This is a genomic window from Bacillus sp. Bwzl_19 (assembly GCF_054900515.1).
In genome coordinates this window covers 216,215-233,547 of the sequence record NZ_CM142729.1, presented here as the reverse complement: position 1 = coordinate 233,547, position 17,333 = coordinate 216,215, and the positions used below count along the sequence as shown (strand labels likewise).

16 protein-coding genes and 2 pseudogenes are annotated in these 17,333 nt (G+C 45.6%); 4 read left to right on the top strand and 14 right to left on the bottom strand.

Going from position 1 to position 17,333, the window contains the following annotated elements; translation table 11 throughout:
- Window positions 1–451 precede the first annotated feature (451 nt).
- From purT to ACW5MY_RS01295, 3 genes and pseudogenes are all read right to left on the bottom strand, one after another.
- Entirely contained in the window at window positions 452–1,606 is a 1,155-nt protein-coding gene (purT, locus tag ACW5MY_RS01305) for a phosphoribosylglycinamide formyltransferase 2 (RefSeq protein ID WP_014469669.1), read from the bottom strand.
- Window positions 1,607–1,688: 82 nt separating this feature from the next.
- The gene (locus ACW5MY_RS01300) at window positions 1,689–2,756 is read right to left on the bottom strand and encodes an iron-containing alcohol dehydrogenase family protein (protein WP_013350883.1); all 1,068 of its coding nucleotides are present in this window, start codon (window positions 2,754–2,756) and stop codon (window positions 1,689–1,691) included.
- Between the two features lie 72 nt (window positions 2,757–2,828).
- Window positions 2,829–3,297, bottom strand: a pseudogene (locus ACW5MY_RS01295) (helix-turn-helix transcriptional regulator).
- A 648-nt stretch (window positions 3,298–3,945) separates the two neighbouring features.
- Here ACW5MY_RS01295 and hpaB point away from each other — a divergent pair.
- The gene (hpaB, locus tag ACW5MY_RS01290) at window positions 3,946–5,391 is read left to right on the top strand and encodes a 4-hydroxyphenylacetate 3-monooxygenase, oxygenase component (protein ID WP_041481588.1); all 1,446 of its coding nucleotides are present in this window, start codon (window positions 3,946–3,948) and stop codon (window positions 5,389–5,391) included.
- 54 nt (window positions 5,392–5,445) lie between these two features.
- Here hpaB and ACW5MY_RS01285 read toward each other — a convergent pair whose 3' ends face one another.
- Window positions 5,446–5,688, bottom strand: coding sequence for a DUF2651 family protein (locus ACW5MY_RS01285; RefSeq protein WP_013350879.1), 243 nt, complete (start codon window positions 5,686–5,688; stop codon window positions 5,446–5,448).
- Between the two features lie 335 nt (window positions 5,689–6,023).
- On the opposite strand from ACW5MY_RS01285, the gene glpT reads away from it, so the two are divergent.
- The gene (gene glpT, locus ACW5MY_RS01280; RefSeq protein WP_013350878.1) at window positions 6,024–7,358 is read left to right on the top strand and encodes a glycerol-3-phosphate transporter; all 1,335 of its coding nucleotides are present in this window, start codon (window positions 6,024–6,026) and stop codon (window positions 7,356–7,358) included.
- Between the two features lie 97 nt (window positions 7,359–7,455).
- Window positions 7,456–8,340, top strand: coding sequence for a glycerophosphodiester phosphodiesterase (locus ACW5MY_RS01275; protein WP_013350877.1), 885 nt, complete (start codon window positions 7,456–7,458; stop codon window positions 8,338–8,340).
- Between the two features lie 101 nt (window positions 8,341–8,441).
- Here the strand turns inward: ACW5MY_RS01275 and ACW5MY_RS01270 are convergent, their stop codons facing one another.
- On the bottom strand, window positions 8,442–8,690 hold the full coding sequence (locus ACW5MY_RS01270) for a DUF2651 family protein (RefSeq protein ID WP_041481587.1): 249 nt from the start codon (window positions 8,688–8,690) through the stop codon (window positions 8,442–8,444).
- A 550-nt stretch (window positions 8,691–9,240) separates the two neighbouring features.
- Window positions 9,241–10,859 (bottom strand): annotated as a pseudogene (locus tag ACW5MY_RS01265) (APC family permease).
- A gap of 184 nt (window positions 10,860–11,043) precedes the next feature.
- Between ACW5MY_RS01265 and ACW5MY_RS01260 the strand changes: the two are divergent.
- The gene (locus ACW5MY_RS01260; RefSeq protein WP_013350875.1) at window positions 11,044–11,304 is read left to right on the top strand and encodes a hypothetical protein; all 261 of its coding nucleotides are present in this window, start codon (window positions 11,044–11,046) and stop codon (window positions 11,302–11,304) included.
- A gap of 45 nt (window positions 11,305–11,349) precedes the next feature.
- On the opposite strand, the gene ACW5MY_RS01255 is transcribed toward ACW5MY_RS01260, so the two are convergent.
- From ACW5MY_RS01255 to ACW5MY_RS01220, 8 genes are all read right to left on the bottom strand, one after another.
- Window positions 11,350–12,048, bottom strand: coding sequence for a YqeB family protein (locus ACW5MY_RS01255; RefSeq protein WP_013350874.1), 699 nt, complete (start codon window positions 12,046–12,048; stop codon window positions 11,350–11,352).
- A 110-nt stretch (window positions 12,049–12,158) separates the two neighbouring features.
- A complete protein-coding gene (locus ACW5MY_RS01250) occupies window positions 12,159–12,407 on the bottom strand; it encodes a sigma-G-dependent sporulation-specific acid-soluble spore protein CsgA (protein ID WP_041481694.1) in 249 nt (82 codons plus the stop codon).
- A gap of 93 nt (window positions 12,408–12,500) precedes the next feature.
- Window positions 12,501–12,977 carry a DUF4879 domain-containing protein gene (locus ACW5MY_RS01245; RefSeq protein WP_014469659.1) on the bottom strand — a complete coding sequence of 159 codons (477 nt, stop codon included), beginning with the start codon at window positions 12,975–12,977 and terminating at the stop codon, window positions 12,501–12,503.
- Between the two features lie 104 nt (window positions 12,978–13,081).
- Window positions 13,082–13,261 (bottom strand): hypothetical protein, encoded by a 180-nt coding sequence (locus tag ACW5MY_RS01240; RefSeq protein WP_013350871.1) that lies wholly within the window; start codon window positions 13,259–13,261, stop codon window positions 13,082–13,084.
- 13 nt (window positions 13,262–13,274) lie between these two features.
- Window positions 13,275–14,417 carry an ABC transporter permease gene (locus ACW5MY_RS01235; protein WP_013350870.1) on the bottom strand — a complete coding sequence of 381 codons (1,143 nt, stop codon included), beginning with the start codon at window positions 14,415–14,417 and terminating at the stop codon, window positions 13,275–13,277.
- Window positions 14,414–15,601 carry an ABC transporter permease gene (locus ACW5MY_RS01230; RefSeq protein WP_289394114.1) on the bottom strand — a complete coding sequence of 396 codons (1,188 nt, stop codon included), beginning with the start codon at window positions 15,599–15,601 and terminating at the stop codon, window positions 14,414–14,416. Before ACW5MY_RS01230 ends, ACW5MY_RS01235 begins: the two co-directional genes overlap by 4 nt.
- 9 nt (window positions 15,602–15,610) lie before the next feature.
- Window positions 15,611–16,546, bottom strand: coding sequence for an ABC transporter ATP-binding protein (locus ACW5MY_RS01225; protein WP_289394113.1), 936 nt, complete (start codon window positions 16,544–16,546; stop codon window positions 15,611–15,613).
- Between the two features lie 138 nt (window positions 16,547–16,684).
- Window positions 16,685–17,329 carry a response regulator transcription factor gene (locus tag ACW5MY_RS01220; RefSeq protein WP_013350867.1) on the bottom strand — a complete coding sequence of 215 codons (645 nt, stop codon included), beginning with the start codon at window positions 17,327–17,329 and terminating at the stop codon, window positions 16,685–16,687.
- Window positions 17,330–17,333 lie beyond the last annotated feature (4 nt).

The following is a 17,333-nucleotide window of genomic DNA, read 5'->3' as shown; positions in this document are numbered from 1 at the left end:
ATATCAAATCGGACTGCGTATGCATAAAGACTCCATTTTAAGGAAACATAAAATGAAATTCCTTCAATGCTATCATTCAAATTCTTTTATTATACAGCATTTGGTGTTATTTGAACAATCTAATCTGGTGATTTTTGTTTTTTCGCCGTTCATATTAAGGTAAGCAATCGGCGTTATCTCTATTCCGGATTACCCTGCTTAATTTATTCCATGCCGCGATGCGGATTGTCCGTTCTTCACAGATGAAAGACCATATGGTGTATTGTTATTTTCTCCTCTGTTAAATGAGAACATTACATATAACGATTGCGGACATAAAAAGTTTCATGAATTATAAAGCCGGCACAAAACGGCCTCATACATTATCTCACAACCCCGTTTTCCAGTATATAGTCTGTCCAAACAAAAAAGGCGCCTTACCATTACGGTAAAAACGCCTCTTAAGATATAGTTATGTGACTGATAAATGACTGAGTGCTTCGGCCGCTCTTTCTCTCGCCTCTTCAACCGTCTCGGCTGCAGAAAGCGCAACCGCCATACGGCGACCGTTTTTTGTGACGGGTTTTCCGAATACGCGGACTTGAGTGCTTTTAACCGCCAAAGCCTTCTCCAAACCTTCAACCGCATAATCGGCAAGCTCTTTTGATGCCTTCAGCGGACGGCTTGCCCCCGGCGACAGCTGGGTGATTTCCGGAATCGGAAATCCCAATATCGCGCGGACATGCAGCGCAAACTCTGACAAATTCTGCGTCACAAGCGTAACGAGCCCCGTATCATGCGGACGAGGAGACACCTCGCTGAAATACACTTTATCTTGAGTAAGGAAAAGTTCCACCCCGAACAAACCGTATCCGCCGAGCTCATCCGTTATGCTTTTCGCAATGTGTTTCGCCTCTTCAACCTGCTGTTCCGTCATATGATGAGGCTGCCACGATTCCATATAGTCGCCGTCTTTTTGTTCATGGCCGATCGGCGCGCAAAAGGACGTACCGTTCGCCGCACGCACTGTCAAAAGAGTGATTTCCGATTCAAACGGAATGAATTCCTCGACGATGACCCGGCCGTTTTTCACCCGTCCGCCTTCCATCGCCATGTCCCAGCAGCTTTTTAGTTCGGAAGCCGAGCGGCACACGCTTTGCCCTTTTCCGGAAGAGCTCATCAGCGGCTTTACCACACACGGAAAGCCGATTGTTTCCGCCGCTTCTTTACATTCTTCATATGTATTCGCGAATTCATAGCCGGCAGTCGGAAGATGCAGCGTCTCTGCCGCAAGCCGTCTGATGCCTTCACGGTCCATCGTCAGCTTTGCCGCACGCGCATTCGGAATGACGTGAAAGCCTTCTTCTTCAAGCTTCAGCAGTTCATCCGTCGCAATCGCCTCCACTTCCGGCACGATCAAGTCTGGTTTTTCTTTTTCAATCACTTCTCTGACCTGCGCTTTATCAAGCATATCAATCACATAGCTTTTGTGCGCGGCCTGCATGGCAGGGGCATGCTCATAGCTGTCAACGGCTACAGTGACAACCCCGAGCCGCTGCGCTTCAATGACGACTTCTTTCCCCAGCTCGCCTGATCCTAATAACAATATCTTCTTCGCCTGATACATGTCCTTTTGGCCCCTCCCTTTCTATACCCCACTCATTATAACGGAAATATTCAAAAAATAAAGACAAGATAGATCATAAGCTCTATCCTGTCTTTTGCGCTGATTCGAGCGATTCAATCGCCGCTGACACGTCCTTCTCGCCATATTGCCCCATTAAGCATAATGATTCTTCCGCCCGGCAGGCGTGAGAAGCGATGCGTCGCTTGGCTTCCTCACGGCTGTCACGGATGCCGAGATCAAAGAGACTGACGGGAAATCCGAGCCGGCGGTAAAACGGAAGCAGCTCTTCAATCTCATGACTCCGATTCTCAAGCGCGAGCTGCACCAATATGCCGTAAGCAACCTTCTGGCCGTGCAGCACCTGATGTGTCTCCTGAAGAAAACTGAGCCCGTTGTGCACCGCATGCGCCCCTGCCATCCTGCACAAACGGCCTCCATACCCGCCGACCGTTCCCGCAAGCATAATGATCGTTTCCGCCGTATGGATGAACGGCAATGACAGCCTGCCTTTCTCCATGCTTTCGACGGCTGCTTCACTGTAACGCAATAACAGATCGCGAATATATTCCGCCTGTCTCAGCCCCGCCTGAGCCATCAGCGGCGGCGCCTCCGTATTTCTGATGACCGCCTCAGCCTCATACCATTTCGCCAGCGTATCACCGATCCCGCTTTTCATATATTCAATGGGAGAGGAAAGCAAAAACAGCGGATCAACAAGCGTCAAATAGCTGGAACGCTTATGATAATCCACTCTGATAAAATTGCCGCTCTCATCATACATGACACTTAACGGTGTACTTGCCGCACACGTACCCGCAATGGAAGGAACCATCACAGCCTCAATATCAAGCCGGTCTGCCGCCGCTTTTGCCAAATCCAAAATCGTGCCGCCTCCGATACCGATGATCACATCCGCACCTTTCGCCTGCTCACAGACCTTACGCACCGCCTCAGGTGAACAGTATCCTTTATGCTGAATCACATCCCAGGAAGAACCCCCGCTGTAATCGGCAAACGCCTGATAGGACTTGATTCCGGTCACAATAACGGGTTTTCTGAATACCTCCGACAGCCCGGGAAGTTCTTTTGCGATCCCTTCCTTGCATATGTACTGATTCGGGCCGCTTCGCACGATATCTTCAGGCTTCATTCGAATCTCTCCTTTGGTTGGGATTTACATGTATTTTCCCACTTGTCAGAAAATACATCAACCGGAGGTGCGTCAGCGCTTCGCTTCCTCCGCCTCCAAAAACAGCTCATCAAGCCGCTCTAAAGCATCCGCCTTTTCAAAACTGCTGAACCACAAATCATCATAAGAATCGAGGATGCGGTAATGATGGGAAATCAAATGATGCTGCAAGCGGAACTCGCCTTTTTTCTCGATGGCTTTCCACCACACCCTGCCGCCCATCGTCTTCCCCTTCGGCCTGTCAATTGTTCGGTGAGCAACCGCTTCAATGACCTCCAGCGGATCATCTCCTAATACGGATTGCAGTGTTTCACTTGATCTGAAAAGCGCGCAAACCGCTACAACATGCGGCCATTCCGCGAGCGCCCGCCCTTTCTCAATCTGCACCAGCGCCTTTTTAGAAAGGCCGATCACATCCGCCATTTTTTCTTGTGTATAGCCTCTCCGACCGGATTTTCTTCAGCTGGACCGAGACAAGCTCAGTCATATAATCTTGATCCATCTCAACCTCCATATTTATCAATATAGCCATTTTACACCGCGGCACGCCTTTTTTATATCGGAACATCTTTAAATGAATCAAAAGAAGCGGGAAAAAAGTGATGATAAGCATGAAGCAGACTAGGTCTTGTAAACATGATGAATTGTCTTGAAGAACAGGATACCGAGAAGTTATTCAAGCTGAAAAAAACAGTTTTCCAAACCTGACTTCTCATTATTTGATTTTATGAAATGGATTTTTATCGGAAGCATTATTGCCATGTTTCTGACAGCACTTTTCTCAGGTCAAGTCAGCTATGTTCATGTTCCCCGCCTCTTTCCGTATCTCCTGCTTTTTTTATTCGCCAGAGGCTTAATGTATCTTACAAAACTGCTGAAACTGTACAAAAAAGGACCTTTGCACTCAATTCCTCACTTTACAAAAAACGCTGAAAACACCCGTATCACCGGAATGATAGACTTCGTCCTCGAACAAAGATACAAAGACATGATCAGTTAAAAACCCCCTCTGCGTAAGGGGTTTTTATTATGCAATCATTTCAGCCTCCCTAGCCGAAAAAGGCTCTTCCCCTTTGGAAATAACCGGAACACCCCATTTCGTTTTCAATATAATGAGGTAGTGGATCTGTAAAGAAAGAAGGGCGACATGATGGGTATCATTAATGGCAAAATGTTTATTGACCGATTAAACCGGCTTGAGAATGAAATTTGGCTTGACGGTGAAAAGATCGAGGGACACATTTCTGAACATCCTGCATTTAAGGGCCTTCTGGAAACGAAGCGCTCTCTTTATGATTTGCAGACGAAACCGGGCTTAAAAGACCAGATGACTTACAGTCTTCCCGGTAAAAAAGAACGGGCCGGGCTTTCATACCTGCAGCCGAAAACAAAAGAAGACTTAAAAAGAAGAAGAAAAATGTTCGAGCACTGGGCCAGGCACACGCATGGAATGATGGGACGGAGCCCGGATTACATGAATACCGTGCTGATGAGTTTCGCCTCTTCTGCCGCGATTTTGAAAGACCGGGATCATTGTTTTCCTGAACATGTTCAGGCGCTGTACGAACGCGCTGTTGCACAGGATCTTTCTTTTACGCACACGTTTATCACCCCCCAGGTAAATCGTTCGCAAATGGGTGTAAACGTGTCACCTGCCCCTATCTCGGCAAAAGTCATCGAAAAAAATGAAAAAGGCCTCGTCATTCACGGCGCCCGGCTTTTGGCCACACAAGGCGGCCTGACAGATGAAGTGCTCGTCGTTTCTCTGCCTAAGATGTATTTTGAATCGGATGAAGCGTTCGCTTTTTCAATCCCATCCAATACAAAGGGAGTAAAATTCATCTGCAGGGAATCTTTCGTACTGGGAAAATCATCATTTGATTATCCGCTCAGCTCCCGATATGAAGAAATGGATTCTATCGTTGTATTTGATAACGTTTTAGTCCCTTGGGAACGCGTATTTTATTATGATAATTACGATGCGGCTTTTGATTTTAATATGAAAAGCTCTTTTAACGCCTTCGCATTTCATCAAGTCATCACGAGACAAATCGTAAAGACGGAGTTTCTCCTGGGCCTTGCCCAGACGATTGTCGATACGATAGATGTCAGCGAGTATCAGCATATTCATGCAAAGATGGCTGAGATCATCACCGGTCTGGAAACGATGAAAGCACTTTTGGAAAAGTCGGAGAATGATGCGGAAACGGATGAATGGGGATATATGCGACCGAGTGTCATTCCGCTTCGTATTGTCAGCGCGATTTTTCCTGATATCTACCCGCGGTTCACGGAGATCATTCAGCTGATCGGGGCAAGCGGAATGGTGACTTTGCCGACTGAAAAAGCGTTCCATTCAGATATCAGGGGAGACCTTGACCAATATTTACAGGCGGCCGAATTGAACGCTGAGGATCGGGTGAAAGTATTCCGTTTGGCATGGGATTTGACCATGAGCCCCTTCGGCACGAGACAGACACAATATGAACGATACTTCTTCGGAGACCCCGTCCGCTTAACCAGCCATCTGTACAGCACGTATCCGAAAGAAGAACAGGCCGCTGTCATTAAGGAATTCCTGCACATTCATAAATAAAACAAAGCAGAGCCTCATCTCTGCTTATGATAGCTGGATCGGCTGCCGCCGATCCTATTTTTTATTTTGTTTGATCACCACCATCGTAATATGGGATAACGCGAATGAGACAAGCGTGTACACAACGGCCCACCCGATAAACGAGTAATTCAATACGGTAAAGGTGCATATAAGGCAAACGGCCAAAGCGGCAGCCGGCATAATGAACGCGTTTTTAAACAGATACGTTCCGGCGACTGACAAGATGATGATACAAAGCGGCAGAACACCGAACGCAAAATCCAATTCATCAATCAACAGATGCACTCCCTTCGCTTTTCTTAAATCGGCCTAACACATCTTATGCCTGAGTACAAAAACGAGTACTTCAAATCCTTTCGCGTTCCGGCTGATATTCCCTTCGGTTATTTATTCAAAAAAATGAAAACTTTTCATAAAGCGTTTACAATCACGCCGGACTGTGATAATTTAAGAAAGCGCTATCATATACAAGTTAATAATTTTTGGATGGAGATGAGGAGAGCCAGAAAAACCCGCCCTTTTACGAGGGTGATTTCTGGTTCTTTTTGTCATTTTCAAGGAAAGGAGTCATACATACATCATGATAGACGTTCAGCAAAGGGGAGGATATGATGTTTCAATTGTTCAAGCCGGCTCCGCATATTGAGAGATTGGATGATTCAAAGACGGATGCGGCCTATAAACGGCTCAGGCTGCAAGTATTTTTAGGGATTTTCATCGGATATGCCGGGTATTATTTGCTTCGCAAAAACTTTGCCTTCGCCATTCCTTATCATCAGGAACAAGGATTTTCAAAAGGAGAACTTGGCTTGGTGCTTGCGGCCGTATCAATCGCTTACGGCTTCAGCAAATTTATTATGGGGATGGTGTCTGACCGCTGCAACCCGAGATATTTCCTTGCGACAGGTCTGTTTTTGTCAGGTGTCGTAAACATTTTATTTGTTTCCATGCCATGGGTCACTTCAAGTGTGACGATTATGTTCATTTTTATGTTTATTAACGGGTGGTTTCAAGGAATGGGCTGGCCGCCTTGCGGACGGACGATGGCTCATTGGTTTTCCATCAGTGAACGCGGTACGAAAATGTCGATTTGGAATGTCGCCCATAACATAGGCGGAGGTATTCTCGCCCCGCTCGTGACACTCGGCATCGCTATGTTTGTTACTTGGAAAAGCGTGTTTTTCTTTCCGGCCATCATAGCCATTGTCATTTCATTTGTGATTGTTCTTCTCGTTCGGGACACTCCGCAATCATGCGGGCTTCCGCCGATTGAGGAATACCGGAATGACTATCCGAAACATGCGTTTAAAGACCAGGAAAAAGAGATGACGACCAAAGAAATTCTGTTTAAATACGTGCTGAATAATAAATTTCTGTGGTATATCGCATTTGCCAATGTGTTTGTTTACTTCGTGCGGTACGGTGTTGTTGACTGGGCGCCGACCTATTTGACGGAAGCGAAAGGATTCTCTCCTGAAGATTCCAGATGGTCTTATTTCCTTTATGAATACGCGGGAATTCCGGGAACGATTTTGTGCGGCTGGATCAGCGACCGGTTTTTCAAAAGCCGCCGCGCACCTGCAGGCGTACTGTTCATGGCCGGTGTATTTATCGCTGTATTGGTTTATTGGCTTAACCCTGCCGGTCATCCGCTCGTCGATAATATCGCGCTTATCAGCATCGGGTTCTTAATCTATGGACCTGTCATGCTTATCGGGCTTCAGGCTATTGACCTTGCTCCTAAAAAAGCGGCGGGAACGGCAGCCGGCTTAACCGGGTTTTTCGGCTACATCGGAGGCTCCGCTTTCGCCAACGCCATCATGGGTTATGTCGTAGACCGCTTTGACTGGAACGGAGGCTTTATCATGCTTGTCACCTCATGCTTGCTGTCCATCGTCTTCTTGGCAATGACGTGGAATACAGGCAAACGGGCGGAGCATGCGTAAGAAAACAACATAAAAGATTAATATTTTTGCAGTACAGGATTTACAACTATCTTCTACGCTAGAGACAGATATTAATTTTTTTAAGGGGGAAGAAAACATGCGGAAACATAAGTTGTTTGCTTTGGTTTTGCTTTCATTCGGTTTATTGTCATTCATCGTCACGCCTGTATCAGCAGCGGGGAAAGGAAATCTCTTGTCTCCTGACAGAATATTGACCATTGCCCATCGAGGTGCTTCGGGATATGTGCCGGAGCACACGATCCTTTCTTATGAAACTGCGCAAAAAATGAAGGCTGACTATATTGAATTGGATTTACAAATGACAAAAGACGGCAAGCTGATCGTCATGCATGACGAAAAACTGGACCGCACCACAAACGGACACGGCTGGGTGAAAGATCATACATTAGCCGAGATTCAAAAGCTCGACGCCGGCTCTTGGTTCAATAAGGCCTATCCGGAAAAAGCAAAACCGCAATACGCGGGACTTCGTGTACCCACACTTGATGACGTGTTAAAACGATTCGGCAGACATGCAAACTATTATATTGAAACAAAGGCGCCTGAAACGTATCCGGGTATGGAAGAAAAGCTGATCGCTTCACTGAAAAAGTACAAGTTGGCAGGAAAGCATGCGAAACCCGGACAAGTCATCATTCAGTCTTTCAGTAAGGACAGCCTTCTGAAAATCAAAAAGCTTGATCCGAAACTTCCCGCCGTCCAATTGCTTGAAGCGGAACAGCTGACTTCAATGACTGACGCAGATTTAACGGACATCAAAACATATGCCGTCGGAATCGGGCCGGATTACAAAGCGCTGAACGCTCAAAACGTCCGGAACATACGCAGCCACGGACTGCTGCTGCACCCTTACACCGTAAACAGCGAAGCGGACATGCGCCGTCTGCTGAATTGGGGCGTAACCGGTGTGTTTACCAACTATGCGGATATATTCCAAAAGGTCAAAAAAGAATATAAATAATGAAGCCGCATGGGTTCGGAGATGATGCCGAACCCATGTTTTTTTGCCCGATAAAAAACCTTGTGGGACGTTTACCGCAAGGTTTGCATTAAAGGATATAATTATTTATTTCTATTATCTATTTTCTTTCTTATACTATTTGTCATATATGATAATACTATTGATATTAAACCATAGACAACAACCCATCCCCAGAAGGATAGATTAAAAACAGTGAACATTAATATGACTGAAACAACTATACTGACAAGCGGCATTATATACACCTTTTTGAAAATATAAGTGAATATAATCGATAAGACGATAATAGAAAGCGGTAAAATACCAAAAGCAAGATCTAGCTCATCCATTATTATTCTCCTTTGTGAATTTAATTTCCCTTATGTATACACACTCTGCTGTCTAGCCATTTAAAAAATGTATCTAATCACTCCCTACTTCTTTGTTTTTCTTAATCATAAAAAAGTCATATTCAGAAACATGGGCATTGTTAATCATTTTTTCAAGATCTCTGATAGGAGTATATTTTAATTTTTACCATACCTGTTTAATTCTAACAATAAAATTTCAGACTCGTCAAAATAAGTGAATTTTGCTTGGTTTTCAAATTTTGTCGATCTATTTAACGGGATTTTTTCCCGGCTTCATACTTTTCAGATCGAAAGTATTAAGTATTGAATTAGCTGCCAAATGATAGAGTGTCATTTTTCACAACAGTTATTGATAAGGCAGAGAAATCATGAGAAAAAAGAATACTGGTCTTGATTGTTCTGTCGTTAGGCTTGCTCATTCATCGACACGCCTGTATCGAGCCACATGGGTTCGGAGATGATGCCGCATCCATGTTTTTTGCCCGATAAAAAACCTTGCGGGACGTTTACCGCAAGGTTTGCATAATCATTATTCTTTTCCGGCAGCGGCTTCCGCCTGTCCGCCTTTTAATTGATCGTTGATTGCTTTGCGTCTTTCAAATACTCCGTTTGGTATCCGCTCTTAAGCGCCCACGTATAGAAAACAAGGGCAACGATTGCGATCAGTCCCATATCCCATCCGTACGGAATGATGTCCAGACCGCCGAATTTTTCACTTCCGAGCCATGAAATGACCATCATGCTGAGCAGATAGACAACCATCCAAACGCCGCCTTTAAAGTTTCGGCGGAATCCTTTCCACTTCGCTTTCGCTTGGTAGTAGAAGTAAATCGGAAGGCCGATCAAAATGATAAACAGCACCTGCCCCGTTAACGGCCAGCGCGCCCAATACAGCACGAGAGACGCGAATACGAAGCCGAGCGGAGCAACCACGCTGAGGCCTTTCAGACGGAGAGGCCGGTACAAATCCGCAGCCGTCCGCCGCAGCGTCATAACGGTCACAGGACCCGTGATATAAGAAATCAGTGTCGCAACGGAAATGATTTCAGCAAGCACACCCCATCCTCTGAATAAAAACAGAAAGATAAACGATACGATCAGATTAAAAATCATCGCTTGGCGCGGCACGCCGTACAGCGGATGAAGCTTTCCGAAAATGCTCGGCATATACTTATTTTTTTCCATGCCGTAAATCATGCGGGACGTCGTAGCGGTATAGGTGATACCTGTTCCTGACGGAGATACGAACGCATCCGCATAAAGGATAATGACAAGCCAGTTAATATTCAACGCGATCGCCAAATCGGCAAATGGAGAGTTAAAGTTCAGGTGACTCCAGCCGTGAACGATCATTGAAGGTTCAACCGCACCGATAAACGCGATTTGCAGCAGGACGTAAATGACGGTTGCGACCAATAACGAACCGACAACCGCAATCGGAATCGATTTGCTGGGATTTTTTGCTTCTCCGGCCATGTTAATCGGGCTTTGAAACCCGTTAAACGCAAACACGATACCTGATGTGGCCACCGCCGTCAGCACGCTCGCCCAGCCGTTCGGCGCAATGCTTGCCCCTGATGTGAAGTTTCCGCCGTGAAAACCGGTAAACAGCAAAGCCCCGATTGTCAGCCCCGGAATAATGATTTTAAAGATGGTAATCAATGAATTCGCCTTCGAAAATAAGTTAACTGTCCAATAATTCAGTAAAAAGTAAATAATCAGCAATACAGATGCAAAGCCGAGCCCCTCTCCCGTAAGTGTGCCGTTGTGAACAAGATTGCTTGTCCATTTGGCCCAGTCCCACGGCCATGAACTCATATATTGAACAGATGCCACCGCTTCCACCGGAATAACGGAAACAATCGCAATCCAGTTTGCCCACCCTGCAATAAATCCAATAAATGACCCATGAGAATATTGAGTGTATTTAACCATTCCCCCGGCTTCCGGGAACATTGAACCCAATTCACTGTAAGAAAGTGCGATAAACAGAATAACGATCATACCAATAATCCAGGAAATAATGGCGGCAGGTCCCGCAATCTGAGCAGCCCGCCATGCCCCGAATAACCAGCCGGAGCCAATCATCGACCCAAGCCCGACCATCATGAGTGCAAACGTTCCCATTCTGCGATGTAATTGATTCATAAAGTTAACACCTTTCACATAAAATATGACTTCAGCACTATCATATATTTATAATATTATTCTGAAAATAGATTTGTCAATCTTTATCGCATTAAAGCGGAAAGCCAAAATTCCCCTTCGATGTTTAAACAGCCGCCAAGCGGGAATAAATACTGCAAGCCAGAAATAGAAAGGAGTTTTTATTATGAAACAAAAACTGCTCATTTCAGGACTTGCCGTGTCGACTGTCGGAGTGACTTCCTATCTGCTCAAAGATAAATCAAACCGCCAAAAGGTGAAGAGCTTTATCCGCAATATGAAAACATCGCTTTCCGGGAAGCACGATATTGAATCATTTCCCGTCAATAAAGCAGGCAACCCGCATCCCGAAGATATTGAAGATAACAAAATGGTATCCGAAGGCTCCATGTACCCGGTTCAATACTATGATGACAAGAAGAAATAATCTGTTTCCAAGCTGCCCGGCCGTATAAAACGGCGGCAGCTTTTTTTATGCAGACGGCGTTTTATAGATCCGCCAATATTGGCGTGACCCTTGATCCCGCACGGTAATGCCCAGTTTGGAGATTTCAGCTTTCAGTTCTTTCGCATCAGCCTTCTCATCCTGTTTCAGCGCTTTTTGTCTCGCTTTTAAAAGAGCATTGGCCCCCGGCTCCAAATCCGGCATGTCCGGCACCCACCGTTTGTATTCATCTTTAAAAGGATCTTCCGTCCCCAGCCAGACATACCCATGCCCGCGAAATGCATCAGCTGCTTTTTCAACGGCCGGCTCAAGCTTTTCCCGAAAAAGCTCCTGCCCTTCAGCCCCCAATAAAACAAGCTGCTTTTGATCCGTAAACACACCGGAAATGCTGTCTTTTGAAAACACGCTTTCTTCATTATGTATGGTTAAGGACACCTCTCTATCCGTTACGACTGCCACAAGACTTTCTTTAAAAGCAGCCCTCGTCAGCCAGATCCCTCCGAATAAACCGATAACGGCGGTCACAGCCGCAGCCTTCCATCCGTGAAAAGAAGCGATGATTCCAAGCGGCCCCTGAAATGGCAGCCAATCCAATGAAACGGCCCATTTCGCAATGACCGGCAGAAACCATCCGATGACCAGCCCCACTAATGGCGGCACCAGAAAAACCAAAGCTTTCTCAACTGATGACAATTCAAGTACCGTCTGTTTTTTTATTTCGTTCATTTTTCTCCTCCGTCTGTTTTTGTCACAACTATCCATTATACAAAGATTTGGATGATACTGTAAACTGTTTCCAAACAATAAAAAAAAGCCCCCGTCAGCCGGGAGGCTTTTTAAAACAGAAGCTCATATACTTCATTCAATTCCATTGTGCGCTTCTCATCCTGCTCGTTCTCAGCATATTTGATTTCCTTCTCAAGCACCTGATTTAACGCATCCATTTCCAGATCATTAAGATCTTTCACAAACTCACCTTCATTTGCATAATGCTTCACCTGCAGCTTTTTATAAATCCCGCGGCAAACGTCATGCTCCAAATGGTTTGAAAGCGACTCGCGCAAATACCCGAGTGTCTTGTCCATCATGTAAGCCCTCCCTCTTCTTTAAGAATAGCTTCCCGGAAAGAGAGAAAAACTATACATAAAAGCCCGGCATCTGCACACCGGGCGTTTGTTTTAATTCTGTACCTGAATAGAGAAAAATCCGCTGCTTAACGGTGTATACGGCCCATTCAGCCCCGTTGCGGAGAAAGAGAACGTTCCTGAACTGACATAAGAAAGAGGAACGCTGTAATATTTAATGTAGCCTGTAATGATATTGCCGTTTTTCGTATATTCATCTTCCAGCGCTTTTGACGTAAGATTTGTAATATTCGTCCCGTTGTTAAACGCCTGAATCGTGTTATTGTTCGGATACCCTTGGAAGTATACCGCTAAATAACCCGTAGTGCCCTTCATCGGTTTTGATGCGCTGATTTGGTTCGGCCCGATATTTTCCCATTGATAATTCTGTCCGTCAGAGGTCACTCCGATAATACGGATTTGTGTTAAAGCAGGAGCCGGCGCCGCAGACGCTGACGGGGCCCACAATCCGCTTACCAGCATTAAAACAGCGGCAGCCGCGGCAAATAACATAACGATTCTCTTTTTCATGTTTCTTCCTCCCTTTATCATATTTTCATAGAACACTTACTATTTTACATGATTTACAAGGAAAAAGATTACATTTAGGTGAATAGTCCGGAAAACTTTGTGAACTAGATATGAAACGCTCTGGAAGCACCATTGATAATGAGAAAGATGCCGCAGATTCTTAACACGATCCTTGAACTTCTGTCATCTTTACCGAAAAAGGTTTTTCCCAGTTTGCCGATCCATACGTTCATTGCGGCTCCCGCGAGCATTTCTATTATTCCGATTACTTCTGCCATATACAAAGCAGTCATCCTCCTAACCGTGTTTTTTCATATTCCGGCTTATCAAATAAAGTGACAAGGCCAGAAACACTGCGCCGGCAGCAAGAAACAGGCTCAGCGGCGCAATCTGCGTGCTGCTGCCCCCATTGTTTTGAAACGCGCCGATCGCCCATTTTTCAGGCGTAAACAAAGACAACGTCCGCATGTACTCCGGAGCCGAATCTAAAGTGAAGAAGGCCCCTCCCAATAAACCCGTGACAGCTATAAATACGGAAGCAAGCGATGTGAATTGCTTTTGGCTTTTCATAAACGGTATTACCGCCATCGTTACAGAAGTGAGCGCAAATGAGCAGGCCGCAAGCACCGCTCCCGCAGCAAGAACGTGATCGGCAAAACGGATATGCAGCATGAATTTTCCCGCAGCGAGAATCACTATAATATGCAGAAGTCCGAAAAGATACGCCGCCGCAAACTTAGAGATGGCATATGCCGTATAGGAAACGGGCGTACTCAGCAATCTTGCATATGTATGATTTTCTTGTTCATCTATAAATGACCGCAAGCTTTGGACCGCAACGAACCAAATAAACATCACTAAAAAACCGATGAGCCTGCCGGCCGCTTGTCCGCCTGCATAAACGTGATGGCGGTCAACTGTGACGGCAGAACGGTCCTGAATATCCTTCAGCAGATCAGACGCCGACTGCTTCCCGTCAGAGTGCAGCGTCCGGGACATCACCTTTGCATCGCGGACTATTTTTTTCAGGGTTCCCGCCTGCTGGGCAATCAGCTGCTCTGTCAAAACAGCATCACCCTTTTCTTCATTCTGAATAAATGAAACATTCAATTCGTCTCTGGAAAATAATGTCTCTTCAAAATGAGAGCCAATCAGCAATCCGAAGGAAATATCCTGATGATTGACTTTTGTCTTTAAAACGTCCTCCGTTACCTTCGTGACTTTTACATGGCCGGCTGTCTGAATCATTTTCATAAATTGTCCCGAGAAGACACTCTGATCCGCATCAGCCACATATACTTCCCTCTGCTGACTGTCATCCGCAGAAAAGGAAAAGAAATAAGTCAGGAGGAGCGGAACGGAAATCGTCGCAAAGATGGCGGCCCGATTTTGCAGCATCAGTTTCAGCTGATGTCTGATCATGAATAACAGCTGCGTCATGAAACAGCCTCCTTCCGCTTAAACACCCATATGGTCAAACATAAAAACACAGCGCCGATGGCAAAAAGCTCTGCCAAATCCGCCGAAATACCGCTCAGACCTGCATGCTGGGTGACACTTACATAGCTGTTTATGGCTTTCCCGTTCGGTATCAGCTCCTGCACGATTTTCAAACTGTCAGGCAGGCTTTCCTTTGTGATAAAGCTTCCGCCTAAAAAACTGAATCCATACAAAATGGGAGCCGCCATGCTTGAGACGGTCTCGTGGTTTTTTGCAGTAACCCCCCACAGAAGCACAATACTGCCGATCGCAAAAGAATAAACGATCGTAACCAGCAATATCTCAAATAAGTTGCCCCATTTTACCTGATACAAGATGCTGCTTACGATGATGACGGCAGCCATTTGCACAAGGATGGCAAACATGATTCCCAAAAGCTTGCCCCCCACGTACTGTATATGTAAAACAGGCATTGATTTGATTCTGAATAACGTGTGCTGCTGTCTTTCTTCCACTATGCCGTGAATGAGCGCAAACGCGGTCATGATGGAGAACATGACGACCATCGCGATTGAATAATACTGCATCGCATCAATCGGAGCCGCTTGATTGCCGGCCGTCCGTTTCGGTATGGTGACAGCCTGTTCATGTTCACTGGAAAGGCCGCTGATTATGCTGCTGACATCCTTCTTTGACAGATGTCCCGACTGCTTCAGCACCGCTTTTTCCTCACTGTTTTCCGCTTTTAGTCTGGTAACAAACGAATCGGCCATCATTTCAACAATGTCTCCGTTTACAGAGTCTTGTTGGTCTGAGATGACTTTGATACTTGTTTTTTTATTGTTTTCTGCCGCTTTTGCAAACCCTTTCGGCACGTATACAAAAACGGAGACTTTGCCGCTTTCGACAAGCTGTTTCCCTTCTTGATAACTGCTTATGTCTATTACACGGATAAGATCATTTTGTTTCAGAACGTCATTCTTTAATGCGTCTCCTAAAGAACTCTCCGCGTGATCCGCATTATAAAACGCGGTCTTGAATGACTTCACTTTCGAATCGCCGTGAAAAACTGTTCCTAAAATAAAAATCATCAGCGCCGGAAACAGAATCAGTTTTATATAGAAAGACTTTTCCCTGGTCAATAACCGAAAATCTAATAAAATCAGCCTGAATAATGTTTTCATGACGCCCCCCTATGAATCCCGCAGCGTTTTGCCGGTAAGCCGGAGGAAGATGCTTTCCAGATTCGCTTCCTCAAAATGAATGCCCTTGATGGTGATACCGGTTTTTCTGATATCATCCGCAATATCAAGGATATTCCGATCTGCCGCAGAAACGAGCATAGAAATATTCTGATGGCTGACGGCAGCCTCAGACACACCGGGAATGCGGCGGATTTTTTGAACGGCCTCATCATTCAGATCCTCTGTATTCACAATCAGGGTATCAGAGGCTTTTGCTGACTGTTTCAATTCGTCTTTCGTCCCGCAAGCAATGATTGAGCCGTGATCCATGATCGCCGCTCTTTCACAGAGATATTCGACTTCTTCCATGTAATGGCTCGTGTAGATGACGGTCATCCCTTTTTCTTGATTTAACGTCTTAACGGTTTCAAGAATATGGTGTCTGGATTGCGGATCAATTCCGACGGTCGGTTCATCTAAAATGAATAGTTTCGGTTCATTCATTAGAGCAGCGCCGATATTCACCCGTCTTTTCATACCGCCTGAAAATTCAGACACTCTTTGGCTGCGCTGTTCCTTTAATTCGATGATGTCCAGCACTTCATCAACCCGTTTATAGAGCTCCTTACCGGAAAGTCCGTACAGACTCCCGAAAAAAGCCAAATTATCCTTTGCGCTTAACGCTTGATATAAGGCTATTTCCTGCGGGACGACACCCATCACTTTTTTTATGGCCGCAGGCTGTTCCAGTAATGGTGTTCCGTCAATGCAGATTGTTCCGCCCGTCGGTGAGAGCACGGTGCTGATCATTGACACCGTTGTTGATTTTCCGGCGCCGTTCGGCCCCAGCAGGCCGAATATTTCCCCTTTTTCGACGCGCAGCGATATATGATTGACGGCGGTGAAATCGCCGTACTTCTTTGTCAAATCGGTTAATTCGAGCATTCGTGCAGCACTCCTTGTATCATGTCTGCACTTATTCTACTCTTTGAAATTCTTGTTTTCTATTCACTTTCGTACTCGATATGGATATTACTTTCGTCATATGTTTGAAGAGAAAAAGAGAGGAGGGTGAAGCGGGGGTTATATCATTTTTTGCAAATATAATGTAAGCTCGGTTCTGTTTGTGACTTCAAGTTTGTCGAGGATTCTGGATACATAGTTCTTCACGGTGCCCTCAGTCAGAAACAAGTCTGCGGCAATGCGTTTATTGCTTTTGCCTTCCATAATGTGCTTTGCCACATCAAGCTCTCTCGGCGTGAGAATCTCCGTCAGATTTGATTTCGGTTCCTCCTGCACGGCAGGGATGTCCATATGATTGAGCGCTTTTACGACTTGAACCGTGACTTTGGGGTTCAGCATCATATTCCCTTCACAAACGGCTTTAAGAGAGGCGACAATTTCATCTGAATCAGCATCCTTCAAGATGTAACCGTCAGCACCGCTTTTCAGCCCGGCAAAAATATAGTGTCCATCTTCAAACGTTGTCAGAATGATGACTTTCACAGACGGATATCTGTCTTTTACCGCTTTTGTCGCTTCGATTCCGTCCATGCCGGGCATTCTGATATCCATCAAAATCACATCAGTTTCGGTTTGCGGAAGCAGATTGAGAACTTCTTCGCCGCAGGAAGCTTCTCCTGATACTTCAATTCCTTCGTGGAGGCTCAGGATCATTTTCAGCCCCTCTCTTACAATAGACTGATCGTCTGCGATCATGACATTCACTTGA

Excerpts from the sequence above, each read along its gene's own strand:
- purT (WP_014469669.1), bottom strand. The coding sequence starts at position 1,606 with ATGTATCAGGCGAAGAAGATATTGTTATTAGGATCAGGCGAGCTGGGG.
- ACW5MY_RS01300 (WP_013350883.1), bottom strand. The coding sequence starts at position 2,756 with ATGAAGCCTGAAGATATCGTGCGAAGCGGCCCGAATCAGTACATATGC.
- hpaB (WP_041481588.1), top strand. The coding sequence starts at position 3,946 with ATGGGTATCATTAATGGCAAAATGTTTATTGACCGATTAAACCGGCTT.
- glpT (WP_013350878.1), top strand. The coding sequence starts at position 6,024 with ATGTTTCAATTGTTCAAGCCGGCTCCGCATATTGAGAGATTGGATGAT.
- ACW5MY_RS01275 (WP_013350877.1), top strand. The coding sequence starts at position 7,456 with ATGCGGAAACATAAGTTGTTTGCTTTGGTTTTGCTTTCATTCGGTTTA.
- ACW5MY_RS01270 (WP_041481587.1), bottom strand. The coding sequence starts at position 8,690 with ATGGATGAGCTAGATCTTGCTTTTGGTATTTTACCGCTTTCTATTATC.
- ACW5MY_RS01260 (WP_013350875.1), top strand. The coding sequence starts at position 11,044 with ATGAAACAAAAACTGCTCATTTCAGGACTTGCCGTGTCGACTGTCGGA.
- ACW5MY_RS01255 (WP_013350874.1), bottom strand. The coding sequence starts at position 12,048 with ATGAACGAAATAAAAAAACAGACGGTACTTGAATTGTCATCAGTTGAG.
- ACW5MY_RS01250 (WP_041481694.1), bottom strand. The coding sequence starts at position 12,407 with ATGGACAAGACACTCGGGTATTTGCGCGAGTCGCTTTCAAACCATTTG.
- ACW5MY_RS01245 (WP_014469659.1), bottom strand. The coding sequence starts at position 12,977 with ATGAAAAAGAGAATCGTTATGTTATTTGCCGCGGCTGCCGCTGTTTTA.
- ACW5MY_RS01235 (WP_013350870.1), bottom strand. The coding sequence starts at position 14,417 with ATGACGCAGCTGTTATTCATGATCAGACATCAGCTGAAACTGATGCTG.
- ACW5MY_RS01230 (WP_289394114.1), bottom strand. The coding sequence starts at position 15,601 with ATGAAAACATTATTCAGGCTGATTTTATTAGATTTTCGGTTATTGACC.
- ACW5MY_RS01225 (WP_289394113.1), bottom strand. The coding sequence starts at position 16,546 with ATGCTCGAATTAACCGATTTGACAAAGAAGTACGGCGATTTCACCGCC.